General features: G+C 66.9%; 18 protein-coding genes. 14 read left to right on the top strand and 4 right to left on the bottom strand.

All coding sequences use genetic code 11. The features are described 5' to 3' along the window. Positions 1 to 15 precede the first annotated feature (15 nt). The 3 genes from G555_RS0101580 to G555_RS20960 are packed head-to-tail and all read left to right on the top strand — an operon-like array spanning position 16 to position 4058. The gene (locus G555_RS0101580) at positions 16 to 1521 is read left to right on the top strand and encodes an SCO6880 family protein (protein WP_028707521.1); all 1506 of its coding nucleotides are present in this window, start codon (positions 16 to 18) and stop codon (positions 1519 to 1521) included. Then, positions 1518 to 3023: an ATP-binding protein gene (locus G555_RS0101575; protein ID WP_028707520.1), complete on the top strand. Its 1506-nt coding sequence runs from the start codon at positions 1518 to 1520 to the stop codon at positions 3021 to 3023. The genes G555_RS0101580 and G555_RS0101575 overlap by 4 nt, the downstream gene beginning before the upstream one ends. Before the next feature lie 9 nt (positions 3024 to 3032). Beyond that, positions 3033 to 4058: a lytic transglycosylase domain-containing protein gene (locus tag G555_RS20960; protein ID WP_028707519.1), complete on the top strand. Its 1026-nt coding sequence runs from the start codon at positions 3033 to 3035 to the stop codon at positions 4056 to 4058. A 331-nt stretch (positions 4059 to 4389) separates the two neighbouring features. On the opposite strand, the gene G555_RS0101565 is transcribed toward G555_RS20960, so the two are convergent. After that, positions 4390 to 6780 carry a S8 family peptidase gene (locus G555_RS0101565; RefSeq protein WP_245581157.1) on the bottom strand — a complete coding sequence of 797 codons (2391 nt, stop codon included), beginning with the start codon at positions 6778 to 6780 and terminating at the stop codon, positions 4390 to 4392. A 218-nt stretch (positions 6781 to 6998) separates the two neighbouring features. Beyond that, positions 6999 to 7955: an AAA family ATPase gene (locus G555_RS0101560; RefSeq protein ID WP_028707517.1), complete on the bottom strand. Its 957-nt coding sequence runs from the start codon at positions 7953 to 7955 to the stop codon at positions 6999 to 7001. Positions 7956 to 8532: 577 nt separating this feature from the next. On the opposite strand from G555_RS0101560, the gene G555_RS22115 reads away from it, so the two are divergent. The 11 genes from G555_RS22115 to G555_RS23320 all read left to right on the top strand — a co-directional run bounded on the left by G555_RS22115 (position 8533) and on the right by G555_RS23320 (position 18600). Continuing rightward, positions 8533 to 8697 (top strand): hypothetical protein, encoded by a 165-nt coding sequence (locus G555_RS22115; protein ID WP_156887377.1) that lies wholly within the window; start codon positions 8533 to 8535, stop codon positions 8695 to 8697. Between the two features lie 5 nt (positions 8698 to 8702). Continuing rightward, the gene (locus G555_RS17215; RefSeq protein WP_211223127.1) at positions 8703 to 9893 is read left to right on the top strand and encodes an ArdC family protein; all 1191 of its coding nucleotides are present in this window, start codon (positions 8703 to 8705) and stop codon (positions 9891 to 9893) included. Between the two features lie 419 nt (positions 9894 to 10312). After that, on the top strand, positions 10313 to 11650 hold the full coding sequence (locus G555_RS0101545) for a major capsid protein (RefSeq protein WP_028707516.1): 1338 nt from the start codon (positions 10313 to 10315) through the stop codon (positions 11648 to 11650). Between the two features lie 19 nt (positions 11651 to 11669). Further along, positions 11670 to 12107, top strand: a complete 438-nt coding sequence (locus tag G555_RS0101540) for a hypothetical protein (RefSeq protein ID WP_028707515.1) — start codon at positions 11670 to 11672, stop codon at positions 12105 to 12107. After that, positions 12104 to 13549 carry a type IV secretory system conjugative DNA transfer family protein gene (locus G555_RS17210; RefSeq protein ID WP_036920600.1) on the top strand — a complete coding sequence of 482 codons (1446 nt, stop codon included), beginning with the start codon at positions 12104 to 12106 and terminating at the stop codon, positions 13547 to 13549. Before G555_RS0101540 ends, G555_RS17210 begins: the two co-directional genes overlap by 4 nt. Continuing rightward, complete coding sequence (locus tag G555_RS17205) at positions 13546 to 14172, top strand: hypothetical protein (protein ID WP_051208176.1); 627 nt, start codon at positions 13546 to 13548, stop codon at positions 14170 to 14172. Before G555_RS17210 ends, G555_RS17205 begins: the two co-directional genes overlap by 4 nt. Before the next feature lie 184 nt (positions 14173 to 14356). Beyond that, on the top strand, positions 14357 to 14638 hold the full coding sequence (locus tag G555_RS22110; RefSeq protein WP_156887376.1) for a trypco2 family protein: 282 nt from the start codon (positions 14357 to 14359) through the stop codon (positions 14636 to 14638). 34 nt (positions 14639 to 14672) lie between these two features. Continuing rightward, on the top strand, positions 14673 to 16577 hold the full coding sequence (locus tag G555_RS21630; RefSeq protein ID WP_156887375.1) for a S1 family peptidase: 1905 nt from the start codon (positions 14673 to 14675) through the stop codon (positions 16575 to 16577). Beyond that, a complete protein-coding gene (locus G555_RS22105) occupies positions 16561 to 17157 on the top strand; it encodes a hypothetical protein (protein WP_156887374.1) in 597 nt (198 codons plus the stop codon). The genes G555_RS21630 and G555_RS22105 overlap by 17 nt, the downstream gene beginning before the upstream one ends. Before the next feature lie 197 nt (positions 17158 to 17354). Further along, complete coding sequence (locus G555_RS0101525; protein ID WP_028707514.1) at positions 17355 to 17990, top strand: hypothetical protein; 636 nt, start codon at positions 17355 to 17357, stop codon at positions 17988 to 17990. Between the two features lie 19 nt (positions 17991 to 18009). Further along, entirely contained in the window at positions 18010 to 18600 is a 591-nt protein-coding gene (locus G555_RS23320; RefSeq protein ID WP_169337843.1) for a nucleoside monophosphate kinase, read from the top strand. A gap of 282 nt (positions 18601 to 18882) precedes the next feature. Here the strand turns inward: G555_RS23320 and G555_RS0101520 are convergent, their stop codons facing one another. Then, complete coding sequence (locus tag G555_RS0101520) at positions 18883 to 19080, bottom strand: hypothetical protein (protein ID WP_028707513.1); 198 nt, start codon at positions 19078 to 19080, stop codon at positions 18883 to 18885. Beyond that, positions 19077 to 20324: an IS256 family transposase gene (locus G555_RS0101515; RefSeq protein WP_028707512.1), complete on the bottom strand. Its 1248-nt coding sequence runs from the start codon at positions 20322 to 20324 to the stop codon at positions 19077 to 19079. Before G555_RS0101515 ends, G555_RS0101520 begins: the two co-directional genes overlap by 4 nt. Positions 20325 to 20435: the final 111 nt, after the last annotated feature.

Raw genomic sequence — 20435 nt, 5'->3', positions numbered from 1 at the left:
TCAAAGGAGCACACCGTGGCCGTCTACTCCGACTACGCCAAAGACCGGATCGGCTGGTTCTTCGGGCTCACCGGCTGGCAACTGGGCACCCTCGCCGTCACCAGCCTGCCCGCGTTCTGGGCCCTGAACACCCAACACTGGGCTCTGGTCGGCACCCTTGCCGTCGCCTGGGCGCTGCTGACGCTTCTGGTGGTCGTCCCCGTCCGCGGCCGCTCCGCGACCGGCTGGTTCACCGCCACGATCAAGTACGCAGTCGGCACCCTGGCCGGCTGGACCCGCTTCCGGTCCCACGCCGCCCATGGACGCGCCGACGACCTCGCCCAAGCCGACCTGCCCGGCGTCCTCGCCGGCGTCACCATCCACGACGGCCCACCCCACGGGCCCACCCTCTCCCGGGCCGCGATCGTCCAGGACAAGGCTGCCCGCACCTGGGCCGTCACCTGCGCGATCACCCATCCCGGGATCGGCCTCGCCGACGCCGACGTCCGCCGCCGGCAGGGCGCCGGCCTGGCCGACCTCCTCGACGTCTGCGCCCGCACCGAACTCATCGACGAGATCCTGATCCTTGTACGAACGGTCCCCGACGACGGCGCCGAACGTGACCTGTGGATCCGGCACCACCGCCGCCCCACCAGCCCAAGGCTCGCGACGACCGTGAACGACGACCTGGCCGCCACCCTCGCCCGCGCCTCGGTCCGCACCGAAGCATTCGTCACAATCGTGGTTCCCGAAACCCGCCTGGGCCGCGAAGCCCGCGAGGCCGGCGGGGGTCTGGAGGGCCGCGCCCGCGTCCTGTACTCACTGATGGGCGAGGTCGAGGCCCAGCTCCGAGGCGGACTCTCCGCCACCGACGTCTCCTGGCTCACCTCACCGCAGCTCGCCCTCGCCGTCCGCACCGGCTTCGCCCCCGGCGACCGCGCCGGCATCATCGAAGCCCTCGCCGAGCGCGACACCAACCCGACGGTCAACGCCGACGTCCCGTGGGCGCAGGCCGGACCCTCCGGCGCCGACCACGCCCCCCGCCACTACTCCCACGACGCGTGGAACTCGATCTCCGCCACCGTCAAGCTGCCCGACAAGGGCGCGGCCCTCGGCGCGCTGGCTCCCGTCCTCGTCCCCTCCGAACCCGGCGAACGCCGCAGCCTGGTGGTGGCCTTCCCGATCCTGCGCCAGACCACCGCCGACCGGCAGTCCGCCAACCAGGAGTGGGCCGCCGACATGGGCGCCAGCCTCCGCGCCAAAGCCGGGGTCAAGATGCGCGCCCGCCAACGCGCGGACGCCGCGAAGACCTACCACCTGGACGACAAGCTCGCCCGCGGCCACGCCCTCACCCGCCCCTACGCCGTCGCCACCGTCACCGCCGCCAAGACCGCCCGCATCACCGAGTACGGCCGCAAACTGGACGCCGCGATCCGCCGCGCCGGCTACGCCCCCCTGCGTCTCGACCTTGCGCAGGACGCCGCGTTCGCCGCCTCCACCATCCCCCTCGGCGTCAGCCTCACCCGCCGGAGCGACGCATGACGCCCACCCGAGGCAGGGACACCGCGCGCCTGCTCGCCGACTTCGGCCACCAACTCCCCACCCTCCCGGCGTCCGCGCCGCCGGCCCGCGAGCCACGGCTGTTCCCCTCCACCCCACGCCGCGGCCCCCGCCGGCGCGGCCGAGGCTGGAGCCCTGCGGGGGCGCCGGTGTCGGTGTGGCGGATGACCTCCGACCAGGCACCGGTGTTCTGGCCGCTGATCGCCGCCCCCGGGCTGCCGCCCACCGGCGCTCAGATGGGCATCGACCACCTCTCCGGCGGCTCGTTCTACGCCGACCCCAACGGGTGGGTCCTCGACGATGCGATCCCGGTCACCAACCCGAACATCTTCGCCTTCGGGAAACCCGGACGGGGAAAGTCCGGAACCGTCAAGGCGTTCTGCCTGCGGATGATGGACTTCGGCTACCGGACCCTCATCCTCGGCGACCCCAAAGACGAGTACGAGAAGCTCTGCCACGCCCTCGGCGTCCAACCCTTCGCCATCGGACACGGCCTCGGCGCGCGGATCAACCCCCTCGCCTTCGGACCCCTCGCCCAAGGCTGGGGCGACCTCCCCGCCGCCGAAGCCCAACGCCGGGCGGCCATCGTGTTCGGACGCTGGCTCACCCTCGTCCGCGGCCTCGTCGGCTCCCAACGCCTCGGCGACCACCGCGTCCCCTTCGGACCCACCGACGAAGTCGTCGTCAAGACGGCCCTCGCGCACCTGACCGGCTACACCGCGGGCAACACCCAGCTGACCGAGACGACCATCCCGCAACTGTGGCGTCTGCTCGACCAACCCAGCCCCGAGCTGGTCGCCGCGTGCCGGTACGCCACCGAGCGCCAGTTCCTCGACGAGACCCGCCTGCTGAGGGACGCCCTCGGCCAGCTCGTCTCCGGAGCCTTGGCCGGGCTGTTCGACGACCACACCACCATCCAGGTCGACTGGACCGCGCCCATCCAATCCCTGTCGCTGTCGAGGCTGGAGGCCCTCGGCGACGAGGCCATCGGCATCGCGCTCACCTGCCTGAACTCGTGGGGGAGAGGGATGCGCGAATTGGCCGCCCCCGGCGACCTGCGGATCGTGGTCCGAGACGAATCCTGGAAACAACTCCGCCTCGGCCCCGACGCCGTCAAGAGCTTCGACGCCGACCTCAGGTTGTCCCGCCGCGACGGCGACATCCAGTTCGCGGTCGCCCACAAGCCCAGTGATCTGCTCTCGGCCGGGGACGCCGGGTCGCAGGCCACCGCGATCGCCAAGGACCTGCTCCACCTGGCCGACATCAAGATCCTCCACGGCCAGGACCAAGCTGTCGGCGAAGAACTCGAACGGCTCCTCGGCCTGGGACCCATCGCGCAAGACCTCGTCACCGGCTGGGCCATGCACGGCAAAGGCCGAGCCCTGTGGTGCGTCGGCGACCGCCAGTACAAGGTGGCGACGATCCTGCACCCCGCCGAGATGGCGCTCGCCTACACCAACGACGCCCTCGACGCAGCCCGATGAGGCCCGAACATGAGACCCCTCGCCTGGCTACTCGCGCCCGCCCTGGTGTTCCTGCTCGGCGTCCCACTCGGCACCGCCCTGATGGTCGCCACCATCGCCACCCCCGCCGCAGCCAGCGTCCTCGCGGGCCCCTGCAGCACCGTCGGCGCCGACGGAACCCTCGACGTCCTCGAACCCCTACCAGCACCAGGACCGGAACGACGGGCCAGCCTGACCAACCCGCCCACCGACATCCCCGCAGCGGTGCTGGCGCTCTATCAGGAGGCGGCCGCCGCCCACGGGCTGCCATGGCCCCTGCTCGCTGGCGTCGGCATGGCCGAGACCAACCACGGACGCCTCAACGCCACCTCCAGCGCTGGCGCCCAAGGACTCATGCAGTTCATGCGCGCCACCTTCGCCGCCTACGGCGTCGACGGCAACGGTGACGGCCGGGCGACCATCACCAACGACGCCGACAGCATCCACTCAGCGGCCAACTACCTCGCCGCCCTGGGCGCCGGCGAGGGCGGCGATGGCGTCCGAAGGGCCCTGTTCGGCTACAACCACGCCACCTGGTACGTCAACGACGTGCTCGCCTACGCCGCTCACTACGCCACCCAAGCCTGCGCCGCAGACGACGGGACCCTGCCGGGCGGGCCTGACGGGCCATGCCCGCCCACCGGCAGCGCCGCGGAACGAGGACTCCGGCCCTCGGCCCTCAGGGGGTTGCGGTGCGTGAAGGATGCCTTCCCGTGGATCCGGTCGATGGGTGGAGTTGGGCCGCGACCCAACGCTTCAGACCACCCCGCTGGCCGCGCCGTGGACTTCATGATCCCGGCCTGGAACACTCGCGCGGGCCGAGCTCGGGGCTGGCAAGTCGCCCACTGGCTCCAAGCCCACGCGGCCGAACTCAACGTCAAGTACCTGATCTTCGACGACCACGTCTGGCGCGCTTACCGCCCCTCACAAGGCTGGACGCGCTACACGCACCCAAATGGAGCCACTGCCAACCCGACGCTCCGCCACCTGGATCACGTTCATCTCTCAACGTTCTGAAACTCGAAGACGTGCTCTCGCGGGTCGTCCAAGTCGCGCGCCCTCCACCAATGCACGCCAGATGCCCAGTAGGGAACGTCGACATCGGTGGACAGAACCTCGCGGATCTGCTTGATGTGCGCAAGGCCCTTTCACTGGGCAAAGCAGCATGGTGGCGGCGATCGGTAGAGGCCGCTCCACTCTCGCTTGCCCAGCTGGCGGGCCGCTCCCGAAGATGAGCCCTTCGCCGGATGGCATCAGCGCGCCGGCGCTGAACTCGGAGGAGGGCGTCCGACTCGAAGGCGGCCGCGCGACGGCTTGGCAAGGAATTCGAGTTAGGCCAGGCTTCGGCCTAGCTCGGGATGCGCTCGCGGGCACGCTCCCGCGCCTGCTGGCGGAGCCTGGCCCGCACTTCGTCGTGGATCGTCGTGGAGACTTCCTCGGTGGTCTCGACCGAGACGACGACGGTATAGCGGACGTTCTTGCCTGCGCCGAGGCGTTGGGCATCGTCCATGCAGACGATGTGGATCGGGAACGCATCGCCGTCTCCGAACACCATCGCCCGCGTTCCTTGGACCAGTTCGTGCTGGAGGCTCCCTCGGCGGACGGTAAAGTGCTCGCCCTCGATCCGGTCGCCGGCCGCGAGGGCGGTGTCCGGGGTGTCGAAGTAGACCTTTGCACCGCGGTAGCGGGTGAGGTGCCCGACGGTGGGAACCGCGTACGCAAGGGTGATGGTGAAGCGGTGCCACTCCGCACGGGTCCGAAGCGACGGCGGCAGCGGGAGCTCGTAGGTGTGGCGCTGGTCTCTGCCGATCATGCCACCAGCGACAAGCACCGCGCGGTTCGTGGCGGCGCTGCCAAGGCGGGAAGTGTCGAGCCTTCCGTAGCCGAGCAGCGCCGATAGTTTGCGTCGGGCGTCCTGACCGTTGATACCGAGCTCTCGCCGGAAATGGGAATCCCAGCCTCCCCAACTGCTGGCATGAGCCAGCAGGGCGCGTACGAGCAGCGGGTGGTACTGCGGATCGGGCAGGGGCAGATCATCTTCGCTGTCGGCTCCCGCCTCGAGGATGTCGAACAGGCGGCTGGCCTCCCGAGTCACCAGGGCTGTGGCGTTGCTGGTGCCGACGCTGAACACCGTGTTGTTGGTCGCGCCGCCGCGGCCTGGTGCGGCGACTTGGAGGCCAGGTCCGGCGAGTGCAGTCGGGGCGAGCTCGAGCGCGACGGTTTCTTGGCCTGGCACGATGACGGGACGCGTGTAGAGGGCTCTTCCGCCGGTGTGGTGTATATCTGGCTTGACGGAGCGATCGACGCCGGGGCCTGTGGCTCCGTAGTGGGCCGGCGCCGATGGAGCGGTGATGTCCCATGCGGTGTCTGGAACGTTGAGGTCACCCAACGCGTCGTCGTGCGTCGCGCCGACCGTCAGGGCATTGAGGGCATCTCCAGGAGGGAGGATTCCCCGCAGAAGGCTTCCTTCGTACACGGCGTGAGTCGCGGCCGAGCGGGCGGCATCGACATCGTTCGTAGCCGTTGCGGGAATGATGATTGGGTCGTTGTGGTTCCCGGCGCTGACGATGAACAGAAGGTTGTAGGTGTGGGCGAGCCAGTCCAGCAGACGGCCGGTCGGACTCATTCTGCGGGTGAGTGCGCGTGCCGGGGCGCCGATGGAGAGGTTGACGACGCGGACGCTCGGCGCGGCTGCCTCCCGGCCCTCTTCGCCTTCTTGGATTCGTCGGATGGCACAATGGAGCAGGTCGGTGAGTAGCCGATCAGGCATGACCTGCTCGTGGATGGTTGGGAGATCCTGCGGGCGCATGATGGGCCGCACGTACACGGGCCGGCTCAGGGGTTCGCCCTGGGTGGTTAGGTCACCGTGGATAATGAGCGATGCCATCGCGGTGCCGTGGCTTCGGGCGGATACCGGATAGTTTTCGCCGAGAAGGTCGGGGTCGTCGACGATGAGCCGGCCGGCGAGCGCGTCGTGGTTTTGGAAGGGCAGGCCGTCTAGGAGCGCGACGCGGGGCAGGCCCTCGATACGTTCGCTCGGCGGGATGCGCACAGTGGCGATGGGATCCGACGTGGCTGGCGCGACGCTCATGGGTGTGAAGGGGCTGACGAACATCACCTCGTCCGTGGTCAGCAGGCGGATCGCTTCGGCTCCGTCATTGAGGACCGAATGGACCTGCTGGATCGGCAGTTCCGCGAGGAGTGCGTGGTAGCCAATGCCGCCGATCTGGGAGCGATCCAGGACCGTTCCGCCGCTGCTTGTGATGATCTGCTCGACGTACGTCTCAGCGGCTGAGCGCTGCGCGAGTTCGCGCCGGTACCAGAGTTCGACTTCGACGCGGACGGTGCTGACAGACTGGCCAATCATGTCGAGCGTTTCCTGCCAGCGCTCGCGCAGCCCGGTCTCGCGGATACGGTCCTCCGGCCCCCAGCGACGGATCGAAGTCAACTGCTGGAAGGCATCCTTGAACTTCCCCAGCCCGTGTACGAACGACACGTTCTGGTCCTGCTGCCACAAGGCGAACAGGCGGATGAGCTCGTCAATCGCCTTGGCGCTCGACATCACTAGATACAACGAGTGCTGCACCAGCTTGTCAGTGCGGCCGGTCTCCCGCTCGGTCATGTGGAAGTCGTCGTCGGGATCAGACCTGTCGCCGAGGAACTGGGAGAGAAACTCCAAGCCGTCGATTCGGTTGATCGCGTTCTGGAAGTCCTTGATGCTGCCAGCCAGGTCGAACACGACGACGAGAGCAGGATCGACCTCGTCGGGTGTGCCATCGGAGAGGCGGGCTCGCTCGGCGTCGAACGCAGCAGTCAGCTCACGGAACTGAGGCGTCAGCCGTTCGCCTTGGCGACCAGCGCCAGGCCGCGACAAGCGGGGCCGGTCACGAGACGACTGGGCGGGCCGGACATCAACGACTGGTGGCCCAAATGCCAGGAGCGACCTAGGCTCCGCGGTCACCCCGCTGCCTGCCCTCGCCGGTGCTCAAGCCGTTCCTGCACGATCCTGCGCACATTGCTGTCCGGAAGCTCAAGAACTGCCCGCCGGCGAACGTCGAGCGCGAACTCCTCTAGGTCCGCATAGCTCGACCCTGCGAGCTTGTCGGCTAGCGTGCGGGGCGCGAATCCGAGGTCGCCGCCCAGTCGAGCCGCGAGGCGTTCCAGGAAGCGCGTTGCCTGATCGCGGCTGGGGCGGTCGAGCTCCACGCGGACTTGGAACCGGCGCCAGGCAGCTCGGTCGAGCAGCTCGCCGTGGTTGGTTGCTCCGACAAAGATCACATGCGCCGGCAGCCTGTCGATTTGGAGCAGGAGTGTGGATACCACTCGCTTGATTTCGCCAGTCTCGTGCTCGTCGGATCGCTCCTTGGCGATCGTGTCGAGCTCGTCGAAGAACAGCACGCATCGACGGGTTCTAGCGAACTCGAAAGCGTTGTCGAGCCGTGCTGCAGTCTCGCCCAGGAAGCTCGACACAACGCCTTCGTAGCGGATGACGTAGAACGGCAGCATCAACTCGGCCGCGATAGCCTCGGCGACGCTCGTCTTGCCATTGCCGGGAGGCCCGGAGAGCAGGAGGCGGTTTCGCGGCTCGATGCCATAACTGCGCAGCAGGTCGGCGCGAGTCTGCTCCTCGACGAGCTCGCTGATAACGCGGCGGGCCACAGGGGCCAGCTCGATGTCGCTCAGGCGGTGACTCGGCACAATCTCCTGGACCAGATCGCGGATTGCCGCTGCTCGGTCATCGCGGACATGGCTCTGACCCGTGGTGGTGATGAGCTCCGAGAGCCGGTCAGCGAGCAGATGGTGCTGGTTGGCGCGCTCTTCCGAGATGACGGCCTCAACGAGCACCCGGAACCTGTCGCGATCACCGCGACGTTCGGCTTCTACGAGGTCAAGGAGCAGGTCCGCGCGTGCCATGTCCTGCCCTCTCTACCCGATGCTGCCACCTGCTTGCGATCCTAACGTTGACGGTACCGAGGCTACCGAACCGCGCCGACACGAGACGCCCCGTATCGCGCACTTCGTCGCTCCCGCACCCGCACGGCGACGAGCAGCGAAACGCTGGCCGGCCGCATCGTGATGAACTTCACCGCGTTCGAGAACGAGACGCAGGTCGTTCCCGAGTTCGCCAAGGACTGAACGATAACTAGACACCGGGCCTGCCCCGCCCACACATCCGGACAAGCCGCGGTGCGCGGACGATACCCTCCGGGTCGGTCGCCGCGCACTCACTGCCGCATGAGGCGTAAGGCGACGCCGTTCTTAGGCGAGCCGCGGCTGCCCTTAGGCGAGCCGCGGCTGCTGTGACGGCCTGAGTGGTCAATGCCACTGGACAGGATTGAAACCTACTGGCGGCTGAAGGTGCGGGCCAGCTTGAGCGCGTCCGTGGGGACTCCCTCGGCGTGCGGGCGCCAAATCGCATCACGGTGTCCGTAGAGGCCCCCGTTCATCACTTCTGGATGGTGAGAGCCCACCATCAGAAGGAGCGACCCCGATGAGCACAACAGCCTCGGGCACCGACGACGTCATCAACGGCGCGGATGTGCCCTTGATCGTGGAGGACCTGCTCTGCCAGATCGAGGTTCTCCGCGCGGTCAGCGGCGATCCGGCGGCGATCGCAGACCTGTGGGCGCAGGTCGACCTGCTTCGGGACCGGTGAACCGGATGGCCAGCACAGTTGGGCGGCGTCCGTCGTATGACCGGGACGCCGCAGAGACAGCCAGGAAGGCGACGTTGGAGTCGATGCACTCCCAGCTCGCCGAGCGGGTCGGGTCGTTGGACTCGCTGGAGGCGTGGGGAGCCTGGTTGCGGTTCGCGAACAGCTTCCACCGCTACTCGTTCAACAACACGGTCTTGATCTGGTCGCAGAAGCCGGAGGCGACGATGGTGGCCGGCTACCGGGCCTGGCAGGCCAAGGGCCGGCAGGTGCGGCGGGGTGAGCAGTCGATCAAGGTGTTCGGGCCGGTCACGACCCGCGAGCCGAGGCTGGACGACCAGGGACGCCCGGTACGCGGTGCAGATGGCAAGCCGGTCCAGGAGGTGCGGATCGTCGGGGTGAAGCCCGTGAGCGTGTTCGACGTGTCCCAGACCGACGGGGACCCGCTGCCGGAGCCACCGCAGGCGACGTTGTTGACCGGTCAGGCGCCCCCTGGGCTGTGGGACGCGTTGCAGGCGTTCGTCGAGGCTCAGGGCTACACGGTGACCCGAGGTGACTGCGGGGACGCGAACGGCGTCACCATGTTCGACTCCCGCCAGGTGCGCGTGCGGGCAGACATCGACGACGCAGCCGCGGTCAAGACGCTCGCCCACGAGGCGGGTCACGTCCTGCTCCACGCACCTGATCAGCGGCAGCCGTTCACGTGTCGCGGCGTCATCGAGGTGGAAGCCGAGAGCGTCGCGTTCATGGTGACCGCCGCCCACGGCCTGGACGCCTCGCAGTACACCTTCAACTACGTGGCCGGCTGGGCCCACCAGGCCGCGACCCCGAACGGGCCGAGCGTGGAGGAGATCGTGAAGGCCACCGGCCAGCGCGTGATCGGCGCCACCGACCGCATCCTGCAGACAACGCAACCCGCCCCCACCCTGGTGGACGAAGCCCTCGCCGACCTGGCCGTTCAGGTCGGCCGCCCCGTGGACGCCGTCACACCGACCCCAAGGACCACCGTGGACGCCGACGCGCGTGATGCGCGGGCGGTGACGACGCCCATCACCACGGACATCCCCGGGGCCAGGGCCGCGTCCGTGCCGGTGTCGGTGTGGGAGCGCGTGACGACTCCCGCGTTGGACAGCGCCGCCCGTGAGCGGCAGGCGCTGCCACAGCGGCCGGTTGGTCCAGCGCCGGCGCTGCGCCGATGACTGTCGACGAGGAGAAGGGAGCCTTCGATGCGGCCCGATGAGACGCCCAGTCGGTACCCGTACCTGATTAGTGTGCGGGGCGGACGCCCGGTCCCGGCGCGCCGGGATGGCAGCTACTACGTGTGTGCCTACGAGACGTTCCTCGGACTGTGGTGGCCCCCTCGTGATGTGCGCGTGCTCAAGTACGACCCGCACCGCGACTTCTACCGCGAACAACACCGGGCCCAGCAGGCCGAACAGTCAGACGCGAAGGACGCCGGTGCGCCGGTAGCCGACAGCCCCGCAGCCGCGGTCGAACCGGACGCCAACGGCGACACCCCACTGTGGGAGCGCGTGGAAAGCCCGAGCCCGCGTCCTCCGGCGCCCCCAACAGCCAGCTCGACGCCGCAGGCACCTCAGCGAGCGTGGAGGCGATGAGCATGGACGACACCGACCCGCTCGAGACCGACCGCGTCCACCCATGGTTCCTCAACAGCGAGGAGTTGGCCGCCACTCGGGCGAAGGTGGCCAAGCTGCAGCAGCGGGCCGTGCGAAAGGGGTTCACCGGCCGGATCGAACTAGCCGCGGTCCCGGCGTCGCGCAGCCACCAGTCGGCGGGCGGCCTGCCCGTCACCGAACACGGCTTCGACGTGACGATCACCGGGGAGCCACCCCGCTACCAGGGCTGGCGGTTCGTCGCTGCGGTGGACGCCGTCGACGGCGGCACCGTTCTGCGCTACCCGCCCGGCAACACCGCCACGATCGGCAACGACCAGATCCGCGCCGGGGAGTGCGACCACTGCCACACCACCCGCGACCGCCGGTCCACCGTGCTGGTCGCCCACGACGACACCGGCCAGGTGCTGCAGGTGGGCCGCTCCTGCCTGAAGGACTTCCTCGGCCACAACGTCCTGCCCGTGTTCCTCACCGACGACGAGGTCCGCGCCAGCCTCGGCGCATTCTCCTCGGGAGGCCCGGCTGCGTGGGACGTCCACAGCGTCCTGACCTACGCGGCCGCCGCGGTGGAGGCGTTCGGGTGGACGCCGGCGTCGGCGTCCGAACACGGACGCGTCCCCACACGCGATGTGGTCCGGCTCGCCCTGACCGGCGGCCGGGGCGCCGATCAACTTCGCGACCAACTCGCGCCACACCTGTCTGAAGCCACCGCCCGCTCGCCGCAGATCCGCACCGACCTCCTCGCTGGCCTCGTCAGCGACTCGGGGTACGAGGCCAACCTGGCCACCGTGCTGCGCGGCGAGGCGGTCGAGGCCCGGCACCTGGGGTTGGCAGTCAGCGCGATCACTGCCCACCAACGCCTGATCGCCGACCAGGCGCGTGAGACGACGCGCCGGGAGGCCACGGCGACGGTCGACTACGCCGGGACGGTGGGGGAGAAGGTCACGCTGACGGGCACTGTTCGCACGGCGATGCGCGTCGACGGGTTCACGTACCGCTCGCCCGAGCAAGTGCTGCTGGTCGTCGACTGCGGGACTGCCGTTGCGAAGATGACCACCGCCTCTGCTTGGGCGTATCCGCTCAAGGTCGGCGACCCGCTCACCGTCACCGGCACCGTCAAGGCCCACACGGAGTGGAACGGCATCAAGCAGACCGTTCTCACCCGCCCCAAGAAGCACGACCCACTGCCGATGCAGGCACCGCTCGCGGACGCCACCCCGCGCCTGTGGGAAACGGTGACTTCACCCCGGCTCGACGGCGCGGCCGCCGCCCTCAACACCACCACCCGGACGCCCGCCCCCGGCGTCGCCCCAGCCCGCTGACCCTGCCAGGAGGCTCCCGATGCAGCGCGATCGTCGCCACAATCCCTACCCCTGGACGTGGGAGATCCCCGCCGGAGTCGCCTGCACCGTGCTGCTGGTGCTCGCCGTGGGCGTCCATCTCGGCAACGGCCTCGCCCACCTCGCCAGCGGGCAGGGCTGGACATGGCCAGCCCAGTCGCAGCTGTTCGCCAGCATCCCTGCCGTCCTGAACAGCGCTCCAGCGACGAGCCCGGTCGGCGTCCACGCCTGGGTGATGGCCGTGGAGCTGCTGCTGCTCGGCGGGCTGGGCTGGGCCACCGTCGCCGGCTGGCAGCGGTGGGGACCTCCCCGGCTGAAAGGGGTCGCCACGCGCGATCAGGCCGAGCAGGTCCTCGGCGTCACCCGCCTGCGGAAGGTCGCCACCATCGTCCGACCCGACCTCCACCCGGTCCGCCGCATCCCAGGAGGCAACCGATGAAGCGATTCGATCCGACCCAGATCGGCTGGCGGATCGGCAGGGCATGGGAGCCACGCGGCGGCGAGTTGTGGTGCCCGTGGGACCGCACCGCCGGCGTCATCGGCCCACAAGGCTCCGGCAAGACCCTCGATCTACTCACCCCCGCCCTGTTGACGGCGCCGGGAGCGGCGCTGGTCACCCTCACCAAGGTCGACGACCTGCTCCTGACCATCACCGACCGTTCGGCCGGTGACCGGCCCTGCGTGGTCCTGGATCCGTTCGGGCTCGCCACCGGGCTCCTCGAGCTGGTGTGGGATCCCGTCGTCGGCTGCGTCGACCCGATGGTCGCCGAGCGCAGAGCGAAGGCGTTCACCGCCGGCACGGTGAAAGGGTCGATCCACTCCGGGCACGGCGACACCGCCGCCCGCTTCTACGCCGCCGAAGCCGCCAAAGTGCTCCAGGCCTACTTCCACGCCGCCGCCCTCACCGGCCGGACGCTGGACGACGTCCTCCGCTGGGTCGCCCAACCGCTCGCGACCACCGAGCCGTCCGAGATCCTGCGCGAGCACCCACACGCCGCACCGTTCTGGCACGGCCTCCTCCACGGCGCCTTGCACGGCGACGACCGCACCTCGAGCAACACCATCACCACCGTCCAACAAGCGCTGGCGCTGTTCTTCCAGGCCGACATCCGCCGCCGCTGCGTCCCCTCGGCGTCCCGGCCCGCCACTGACATCGCCGACCTCCTACGTCGTTGCGGCACCATCTATCTGCTCGGTCGTGAGGACCCTTACGCGTCGGCGTCGCCGCTGATGACCGCCCTCGCGGAGCACGTCCTCGACACTGCCCTCGCCCTGGCCAACACCTCGCCGTGGGGTCGGCTGTGCCCCCCCATGCTCGCCTGTCTGGACGAGCTCCCGTCCACCGCGCCGCTGCCGACCTTGCGGACGCGAATGGCCAACGAGCGCGCCTTGGGGATCAGCTTCATCTACGCCGCCCAGACCTGGCGGCAGCTCACGGCGATCTTCGGCGACCAAGAAGCCAAGGCCCTGTTCGGCCTGACGAACGTGATCGTCGTGTTCGGCGGCAGCAAGGACGTGGCGTTCAACCAAGAGATCTCCGACCTCGTCGGCACCGTCCGCGTCCCGCGTACTACCTGGCAAACCGGGCGCAATGGCCGAACCGTCTCGGGCGAGGACATCCCGATCCTGCGCTCCGAGGAGATCCGCCAACTCCCCGAACGCCAAGCCCTCGTCGTCGCCGAGAACAGCAAGCCCATCATCGCCAAGCTCACCCGCTGCATCGACGGGAAGCCTGGACGCGCCCTGCTCGAACGGCAGCGGTCGGCCCGCGACCGCGTCGCCGCTATGCGCCACGGCCAAGTGCCGGCGGACGCCCGCGCCACCGCCGCCCTGGTTGCCGCCCAGCGCGGCGGCCTCACCGACGACAGGAGGACACGGTGACCAGCACACCGGACGCCGACGGTGGGCTCGTGCGCGCCTTCCCGACACCCGGGCCGCTGCTCGGCACCGCGTACCGCGACTTGTACCTGGCCGCTGAAGGCAGCGACAACCAGAAGGCCACCATCGGCGACCCCAGCCTGCTGCCCAAGCCGTGGGACCCGCCGACCTGCCGCAACCCGCACCTTCGGGCCGAGCTGTGGGACTGGCTCGACCAGGTCGTGCTCTGGATCAACCACGAGTATGTCTGGGACCCGGACGGCATCATCCCGCCCTGCTGGCCGCACCACCCTCACGCCGTCCACGAGCTCGCAGTCCTCGCCGACCAACGCCGCCGCGTTGGGATCGCCCTCGACAGCAACGGACTCGAGGAATGGCACCGCTACACCCTCCCCGGCTTCCTCGACCGCCTGCGCGCCCGGCTCAAAGCCCACTGCGACCAAGACCACCAGCCTTGGCCATCCCGAGGCCGCAGCGCCCGCCACACCGATGAGCGGCAGAGTCAGCGAAGGCAGGACGCCTTCGACGGTGACGTCCGAGCACTCCGACCAGCCGAGCCGTTTGTGTCCTCACGGCCCAGACTCGCCGTGCTCAACACCGACACCCGAGAGATCACCACCGACTGATCACCCGCCGAACCGATCGTTGCCGCGGTCGCGTTTCCGGCCGCTGTCATGCTCACCTCTCGGGGCAACGCGGACGAGACACATCAGATGGGCCAACCTGCCCGTGCGTCTGTGCCACCTACTGGCGGCTGTCCGCCGACCGGCCTTCCGCCGTTCCGAAGGGCGATAGGGATAGCCTCAAACCATGGAAGCATCGATTGATCTCGCCGACGCAGTTGAGGCCCTTCGGAGAGATCTGGCCGAAGCAGCGCGGAGGGCCGAGAACCAAGGTCTGCAGTTCGAGATTGACGCCATCAACCTCACCATTCAGGCGACCGTGAGTCGCGGGGCTGACGGAAAGCTCGGTTGGGGGGTACTGGGTGTCGGAGCGAGCGCATCCACCACCTCATCACACACAATCTCGATTTCGCTCCTCCCGAAGGGCGAGACGGCCGATTTCAGAATTGCTTCGGTAGGCCGCGACTGATGGTTCTACCGACCGCAGAAGACTCTCACTAGTCGTGACGATCGGGGCTGGCATGACAGACTCCCAGGCGCACGGCTGGACATCAGCGCATCCGTTCCTAGAGCGTATCGTGAGAGTCCAAGTCGTCAACTCCGACGGTATCGCTCAGCACGGGAGCGGCTATCTTCTTGCAAACGATCTAGTCATCACGGCTGACCACTGTGTCCGCGGTCTCAACCCTGATGCCGACACTTCGAGCCTGAGAGTGACGCTTGCCGTAAATGGCCAGGATGTGCCGGTGGAATCAGTTACATCAGACCGCCAGACTGATATCGCTCTAATTAAGCTCGTTCACGCATCGGAACTTGCATCTGAGGACGTGAAGCTAAGCTCGATTGATCGATCGGCAAGTGGAATATTGCATGACTGCGCCGGGATTGGCTACCCAGAATTCTTTCGGAGCCCTCACACTCGTTCACTACGCACCGCCGAATTCCACGGAAACGTCTACGCTACCGACGGGCGCGATGAAGGGAAACTCTTCGTGCGCGAGCTCCAAATCGGCTTCATGGTGAACAGCATGGACAGGGGCCGAATACGCACCCGGCGCTTGGGCGCTCCGCCCGAGAGCGAATGGGCAGGTCTCTCCGGCGCCGCGGTCTTCTACAGGAATCGCCTAATCGGCATCGTTATTGAGCACGAACCTCACCTTGCTTCAAATATCATATCCGCGAGAGCGACGGATTCCTTTCTTCTGCGCGGAAATCCGGTTGGTGAGATGCTCCTCGGCGAGCATCGAGCTCTAATTGGAGAAGATTTGAAGCCCCCGCTTCCCCAGATTCGGCGGATTGCTACAAGTACCCGCGAGCCGTCGGTCGCACAGGCAGCACTTCCGATCCACCCCCTCGTGAAATCCGAGGCTCAGCGATACCGGCCTGTGTTTCTTCAATACCTGAATCCAGAAATACGGGCATGCTATGGGCGTGCTTACAACACAAGGTGGAGAGAGCGAGATCTCGCCGAAGCGCTACAGCTTACAAAGATATGCCTGCTTTGCACCGAGCATAGCCTCATCTTTCCTGCGTCTTACCTCTTTGAGGTTCCGATTATGCAGCCGTATTTATCGCGACTGGCTCCATTACGCGAAATGGGCCTAATACAGTATTCGTCTCACGTTCCTGACATGCGGGATTACATTGAGCACAAGGCAGGAGAATATCGCACCGACTTTCGGAATCCCTACAGCAAACGCCAGGGTGCGCGCATCGGCGGGTTAACCTACCGTCCGCTAGTAGGGCCAAGTGCCGCGGACGATATCGGTGAGGAGTGGATCGATTCGATTGAAGAAGGTGCGCTATCCGCAACCAAGAGGTCATTGTGGTCGAGGTGGCCAACGGGACTCGGGGATCCGTCCGACATCTTGGTTTCGATTCCGAATCGACTGGAAGGGCGCGCTTTCATTGCGAGATTCGTGAACGAGGCATTGCCGGTGTCGCTCGCACCCACTGAAGCGGCCGAGATTGCCATGTTCTTGTCTAGGTCGTACTTGCGTAGCTATCTGCTGAGGCTCGATGCAGCTATCGTTGGTCGGCTTCCCATCGGCGACTTCACTTGTGGGCTTGAAAGCGATCCTGGTGCCGCGCCGCGAATCGTTTCGTGGCGCATGGTGGTGGGCGCGCTCCAGTATCTGGGCTTGCGGGAGTGGCTACTAGACCATGCCTCCTGGGTTGAATTGGCCGAACTCTCAGAGGTTCCCGAATTGGGCGTCCTAGTGAGCCTAGCTACTGATGTTGATTCGGAGGGCATGATCCGACGTGCGGCGGTGCGTGCTCGGCGGCGGTTTCAGGTGACAAACTCGATCGGATTGCCCGCAGCGATAGAGCGCCTATCGGTGTTGGCGGAAGAGCTTCTTGTGGATCGACTCTACAGAAGGGAAGGAACTGATGACGATGATCTCTAAGTCTGTCTATTGCTCCGGGTCCATCGTGAAAGGAGGCGAGTCGACGCGAAAACTTGTCTGGTCGGCAACGGAGCGCGCTGAACTAGCTGGGGGTGCCCGGCCGGAAGAAGTGGTCTTCCTCAATCCTGACGATCCAATCTCCGATGGAGCGCAGGACCTGCTAGCTCAGTTCGGGCGCGACATGTTCCAGATCCACCTCGCCGACGCCGTAGTCGTGGATGGTCGGGAACGGCGTGGAATAGGTATTGGAGTCGAGATCGCCGCCGCCACAGCCATGGGTACCCCCGTCATCTTCGTAGCTCCGGCGGAGTCGGAGTATAGGCGAAGCAGGCTCGAATTCCGTGGTGCTGTTGTTATGGATTATGTGCATCCTCACGTGCATTCACTCGCTTCTACCATTGTTGATAGTTTTGCGGAGGCGGGAAAGGTGTTGAACTCACTTGAGCGGCGCCGACCACCTCGACCGATTCCACCTTGGATTAGACCTGCCATCGACCAGTATCGAGAGGTGCTGCTTCCGGACGACGAGCCGATGCGCCGAGCCCTCTTCGTCCTGAATCGAGCGGACGGCGTACTGTGACCGGGAAGTCCGAGATCTACGACGCGTCCGGGACGTGCGGTGTTCGCCACCTAATTGTTTCAGAGGATCCAGCACTTGAGGATCTCCTATTTACGCGCACAATTACCGGGGCGCCTTTCTGGGATGTGTGCTTGCGTTCGGCGCGCGCCCTAGTTCGTGCGGCTGGTCCTGATAGCTTCCGGGGCGCCTCCGAGCTCGTGCTCCTCAGCAAGGGTCTGCTCTATCAGCTCCAGGCGGCACTCGTTTCTGAGTTTGACTTTACGATTCCGGTGAACCTCATGGCTACGTCCCGAGTTGCCGCTGGAGCCGAGTCCAGCAGGGTGGTCGTCAGCTACAGTCAAGTCGATGCGGGGGGTAGCAGTCTGGTCATTGCAGACACGGTGGCTTCCGGATCAACCGTGCTTGCAGCGTTGGAAGAGTACCGACGCTCGAATGTGGTTGACTCCCTTATGGTGCTGTCGTTTGCTGGCTCCGCCGTCGGAGCGCGAAAGATAGATCGCTACTGCCAGGCCGAGGGCATAGAGTGTAAGTTTGTTTACGGGCTCGCTGCGTTTGGTCTCGCGCCGAATGGGTTCGATCTTTCCTTCTTGCATCCGGACACCGTCACGTCGGCTCGCTATGTTGAGCGCGCCTCCGCTCTCTTCGGCGGAGTGCCAGTCTCGGCTGTGGGCTGGGACTTCGGCTCTCAAGCGATGGCCCCGGAGAAGTATGGAGCCCTTTGTTGGCTCGAGGCCGAGTATTGGGGGATGCATGGTCACCCTGAGTTCAGGCTAGAGCGACGTCCCGAAGACTTCCGCATCGTGGAGAAGGAGCACTCGGCCTTTGACAGATAGGGAAGCTCGGCGTTGCCTGGTGAGCGTGTTGGGGCTTCCTGGATCCGGCAAGACCTCACAGGCGCGGACGTTGGCGAGGAGTCTTGATTGGCCGTACCTTGGCGCGGGCGGGTGGCTAAGAGGGCGAGCGGCGCAGGGCGACGTGGCCGCCGAGAGATGTGTGGCGAGCGGGCGCCCGATGAGTCCGAGGCTCTTCTCCCAGTTTTGGGATGGGGTCGCAAGCGTGCTCAGGGAAACAACAGGGCCGGGAGTGGTATTGGACGGCATCCCGCGCGATAGGAATCAACTGACGCTGATGGAGAGCGTGCTTTCGCCGGGTGGTCTTTGTCACGCTGTCTGGATCCTGGGTCTACCGGCAGACCTTGCACTTGAACGAGTCGTCGGCAGGCATTCTGGGCGAGCAGACGACGCCGCCGAAACAGCACAAGCAAGGATTGAGGGCGAGGTCCGCAATCTGACTGCGCTTCGACTCGCGTTCGATGGCTACCCAAAGGCACGTCTCTTGGTCTGCGACGCAACACTGCCGTTGGATCGGGTTGCGAGGGGGGGCGCCGACTTTGTGAGTGCGAACATCAGTGCTTGGCAGTATGAAGGACGGGGCACTTCCTGATCATCGGCGGGAAGCTCGGGTGTGCGGGAGCCGCTCGTGGTGCGCTGCGCGCGGTGGTGGATCTAGGGTTGAGTGATTCGACACCTTCCATCCCACAAACGACCACTTATCCGATCCCGCTGACGTTGACTCCTTGGCATCCGCCCAATCGAGCGAATGCGTAGCCCTGACCTGAGTCAGGCCCATCTGGCCGCAGTGAGTTGCACGTTCATGCTGGGGCGTCGGCTTGTTGGTCAAATCCCCGGAAGTGGTGTAGCCCGTTGATCCTTCGAGGGCCTGGGTTTAGAAGGGTTGTTCTGCTGGGTTGAGGGGGATGGGGTCGCCGGTGCCGGGGCGCCAGCCGCTGTGGGGGTCGAGGAAGTCGTCGGGCCAGGGGGCGGGGATGCCGTGTTCGTTCCACCAGCCGGTTTCGTGGCCGGCGGCGAGGGTGGCCAGGTATTCGGCGTGGGTGTGGCCTTGGGCGTAGCGGGGTCGGGTCATGCTGCGGTCTCCAGTTCGGGCAGGGCCAGCTCGGTGGTCGTGGTGGTGGGGGCGGGCTTGACGCGTGAGCGGGTGAGGACGTCGAGGGCGAGGTAGCGGCGGCCTTCGGCCCATTCGTCGTGTTGTTCGGCCAGGACGGCGCCGACGAGCCGGGTGATGGAGCCGCGGTCGGGGAAGATCCCGACGACGTCGGTACGGCGCCGGATCTCGCGGTTGAGGCGTTCGTTGGGATTGTTGGACCAGATCTGTCGCCAGACCTCTTTGGGGAAGCTGGTGAACGCGAGTACGTCGGCGCGGGCGGCGTCGAGGTGGTCGACGACCGCGGGCAGCTTCCCGGTCAGGGTGTCGAGCATCTTGTCGTACTGGGCGTGCACGGCGGTGGCGTCGGGTTGGTCGTACACCGAGTGCAGCAAGGCCTTGACCGCTCCCCAAGCGCTTTTGGGGCATACGTCGATCAGATTGGCCGCGTAGTGCGTGCGGCATCGTTGCCAGACGGCGCCGGGCAGGTTCGCCGCGATCGCCTCGACCAGCCCGGCGTGCGCATCGCTGGTGACCAGCATCACCCCTTGTAGACCGCGGGCGACCAGGTCAGCGAAGAACGTGTTCCACGCCTGTTTCGTCTCAGACGTGGCGACCTTGATCCCGAGCACCTCGCGGTGGCCGTCGGCGTTGACGCCGGTCGCGACCAGAACCGCGGCGTTGACGACCCGGCCGTCTTCGCGGACCTTCATCGTCAACGCGTCGGCGGCCACGAACGTGAACGGGCCGGCCTCAGCCAACGGCCGGGTCCGAAACGCGGTCACCTGGGTGTCGAGGTCGGCGGCCATCCGCGATACCTGCGACTTCGACAACGACGTGATCCCCAACGTGTGGACCAGCTTGTCGACCCGGCGGGTCGACACCCCCAGCAGGTAACAAGTCGCGACCACGCTGATCAGCGCCGCCTCGGCCCGCTTGCGCCGCTCGAGCAGCCACTCGGGGAAGTAGCTGCCCGAACGCAGCTTCGGGACCGCGACATCGACGGTGCCGACCCGGGTGTCCAGCTCGCGGTGCCGATACCCGTTGCGCTGGGTCACCCGATCCGGCGACGGCTGGCCCCACTCGGCGCCACACACCACGTCGGCCTCGGCCGACAACAACGCGTTGATCACCGTGGCCAGCAGGTGCCGCATCAAGTCCGGCGACGCATCACCCAACGCTTGGCCCAACAGGCGCGCGGGATCGACAATGTGAGGAGCGGTCATCGTGATGGTTTCCTTTCGAGAGTGCTGTGAGAGGTTCACTCGAAGGATCACGCGGTGGCCGCGCTCACGTCCCGGCGACATGCCGGGAAACGATCACACGAACCGCGCTAC

This window comes from Propionicicella superfundia DSM 22317 (assembly GCF_000423465.1).
Taxonomy (GTDB): domain Bacteria; phylum Actinomycetota; class Actinomycetes; order Propionibacteriales; family Propionibacteriaceae; genus Propionicicella; species Propionicicella superfundia.
The sequence above is the reverse complement of the archived record's forward strand: the minus strand, read 5'-3'. Positions and strand labels throughout refer to the sequence as shown.

Coding starts and splice junctions, on each gene's coding strand:
- G555_RS22105 (WP_156887374.1), top strand. CDS start 16,561: ATGACGATGATCTCTAAGTCTGTCTATTGCTCCGGGTCCATCGTGAAA.
- G555_RS0101540 (WP_028707515.1), top strand. CDS start 11,670: ATGCAGCGCGATCGTCGCCACAATCCCTACCCCTGGACGTGGGAGATC.
- G555_RS22110 (WP_156887376.1), top strand. CDS start 14,357: ATGGAAGCATCGATTGATCTCGCCGACGCAGTTGAGGCCCTTCGGAGA.
- G555_RS0101545 (WP_028707516.1), top strand. CDS start 10,313: ATGGACGACACCGACCCGCTCGAGACCGACCGCGTCCACCCATGGTTC.
- G555_RS20960 (WP_028707519.1), top strand. CDS start 3,033: ATGAGACCCCTCGCCTGGCTACTCGCGCCCGCCCTGGTGTTCCTGCTC.
- G555_RS17215 (WP_211223127.1), top strand. CDS start 8,703: ATGGCCAGCACAGTTGGGCGGCGTCCGTCGTATGACCGGGACGCCGCA.
- G555_RS0101575 (WP_028707520.1), top strand. CDS start 1,518: ATGACGCCCACCCGAGGCAGGGACACCGCGCGCCTGCTCGCCGACTTC.
- G555_RS0101560 (WP_028707517.1), bottom strand. CDS start 7,955: ATGGCACGCGCGGACCTGCTCCTTGACCTCGTAGAAGCCGAACGTCGC.
- G555_RS22115 (WP_156887377.1), top strand. CDS start 8,533: ATGAGCACAACAGCCTCGGGCACCGACGACGTCATCAACGGCGCGGAT.
- G555_RS0101520 (WP_028707513.1), bottom strand. CDS start 19,080: ATGACCCGACCCCGCTACGCCCAAGGCCACACCCACGCCGAATACCTG.
- G555_RS0101515 (WP_028707512.1), bottom strand. CDS start 20,324: ATGACCGCTCCTCACATTGTCGATCCCGCGCGCCTGTTGGGCCAAGCG.
- G555_RS17210 (WP_036920600.1), top strand. CDS start 12,104: ATGAAGCGATTCGATCCGACCCAGATCGGCTGGCGGATCGGCAGGGCA.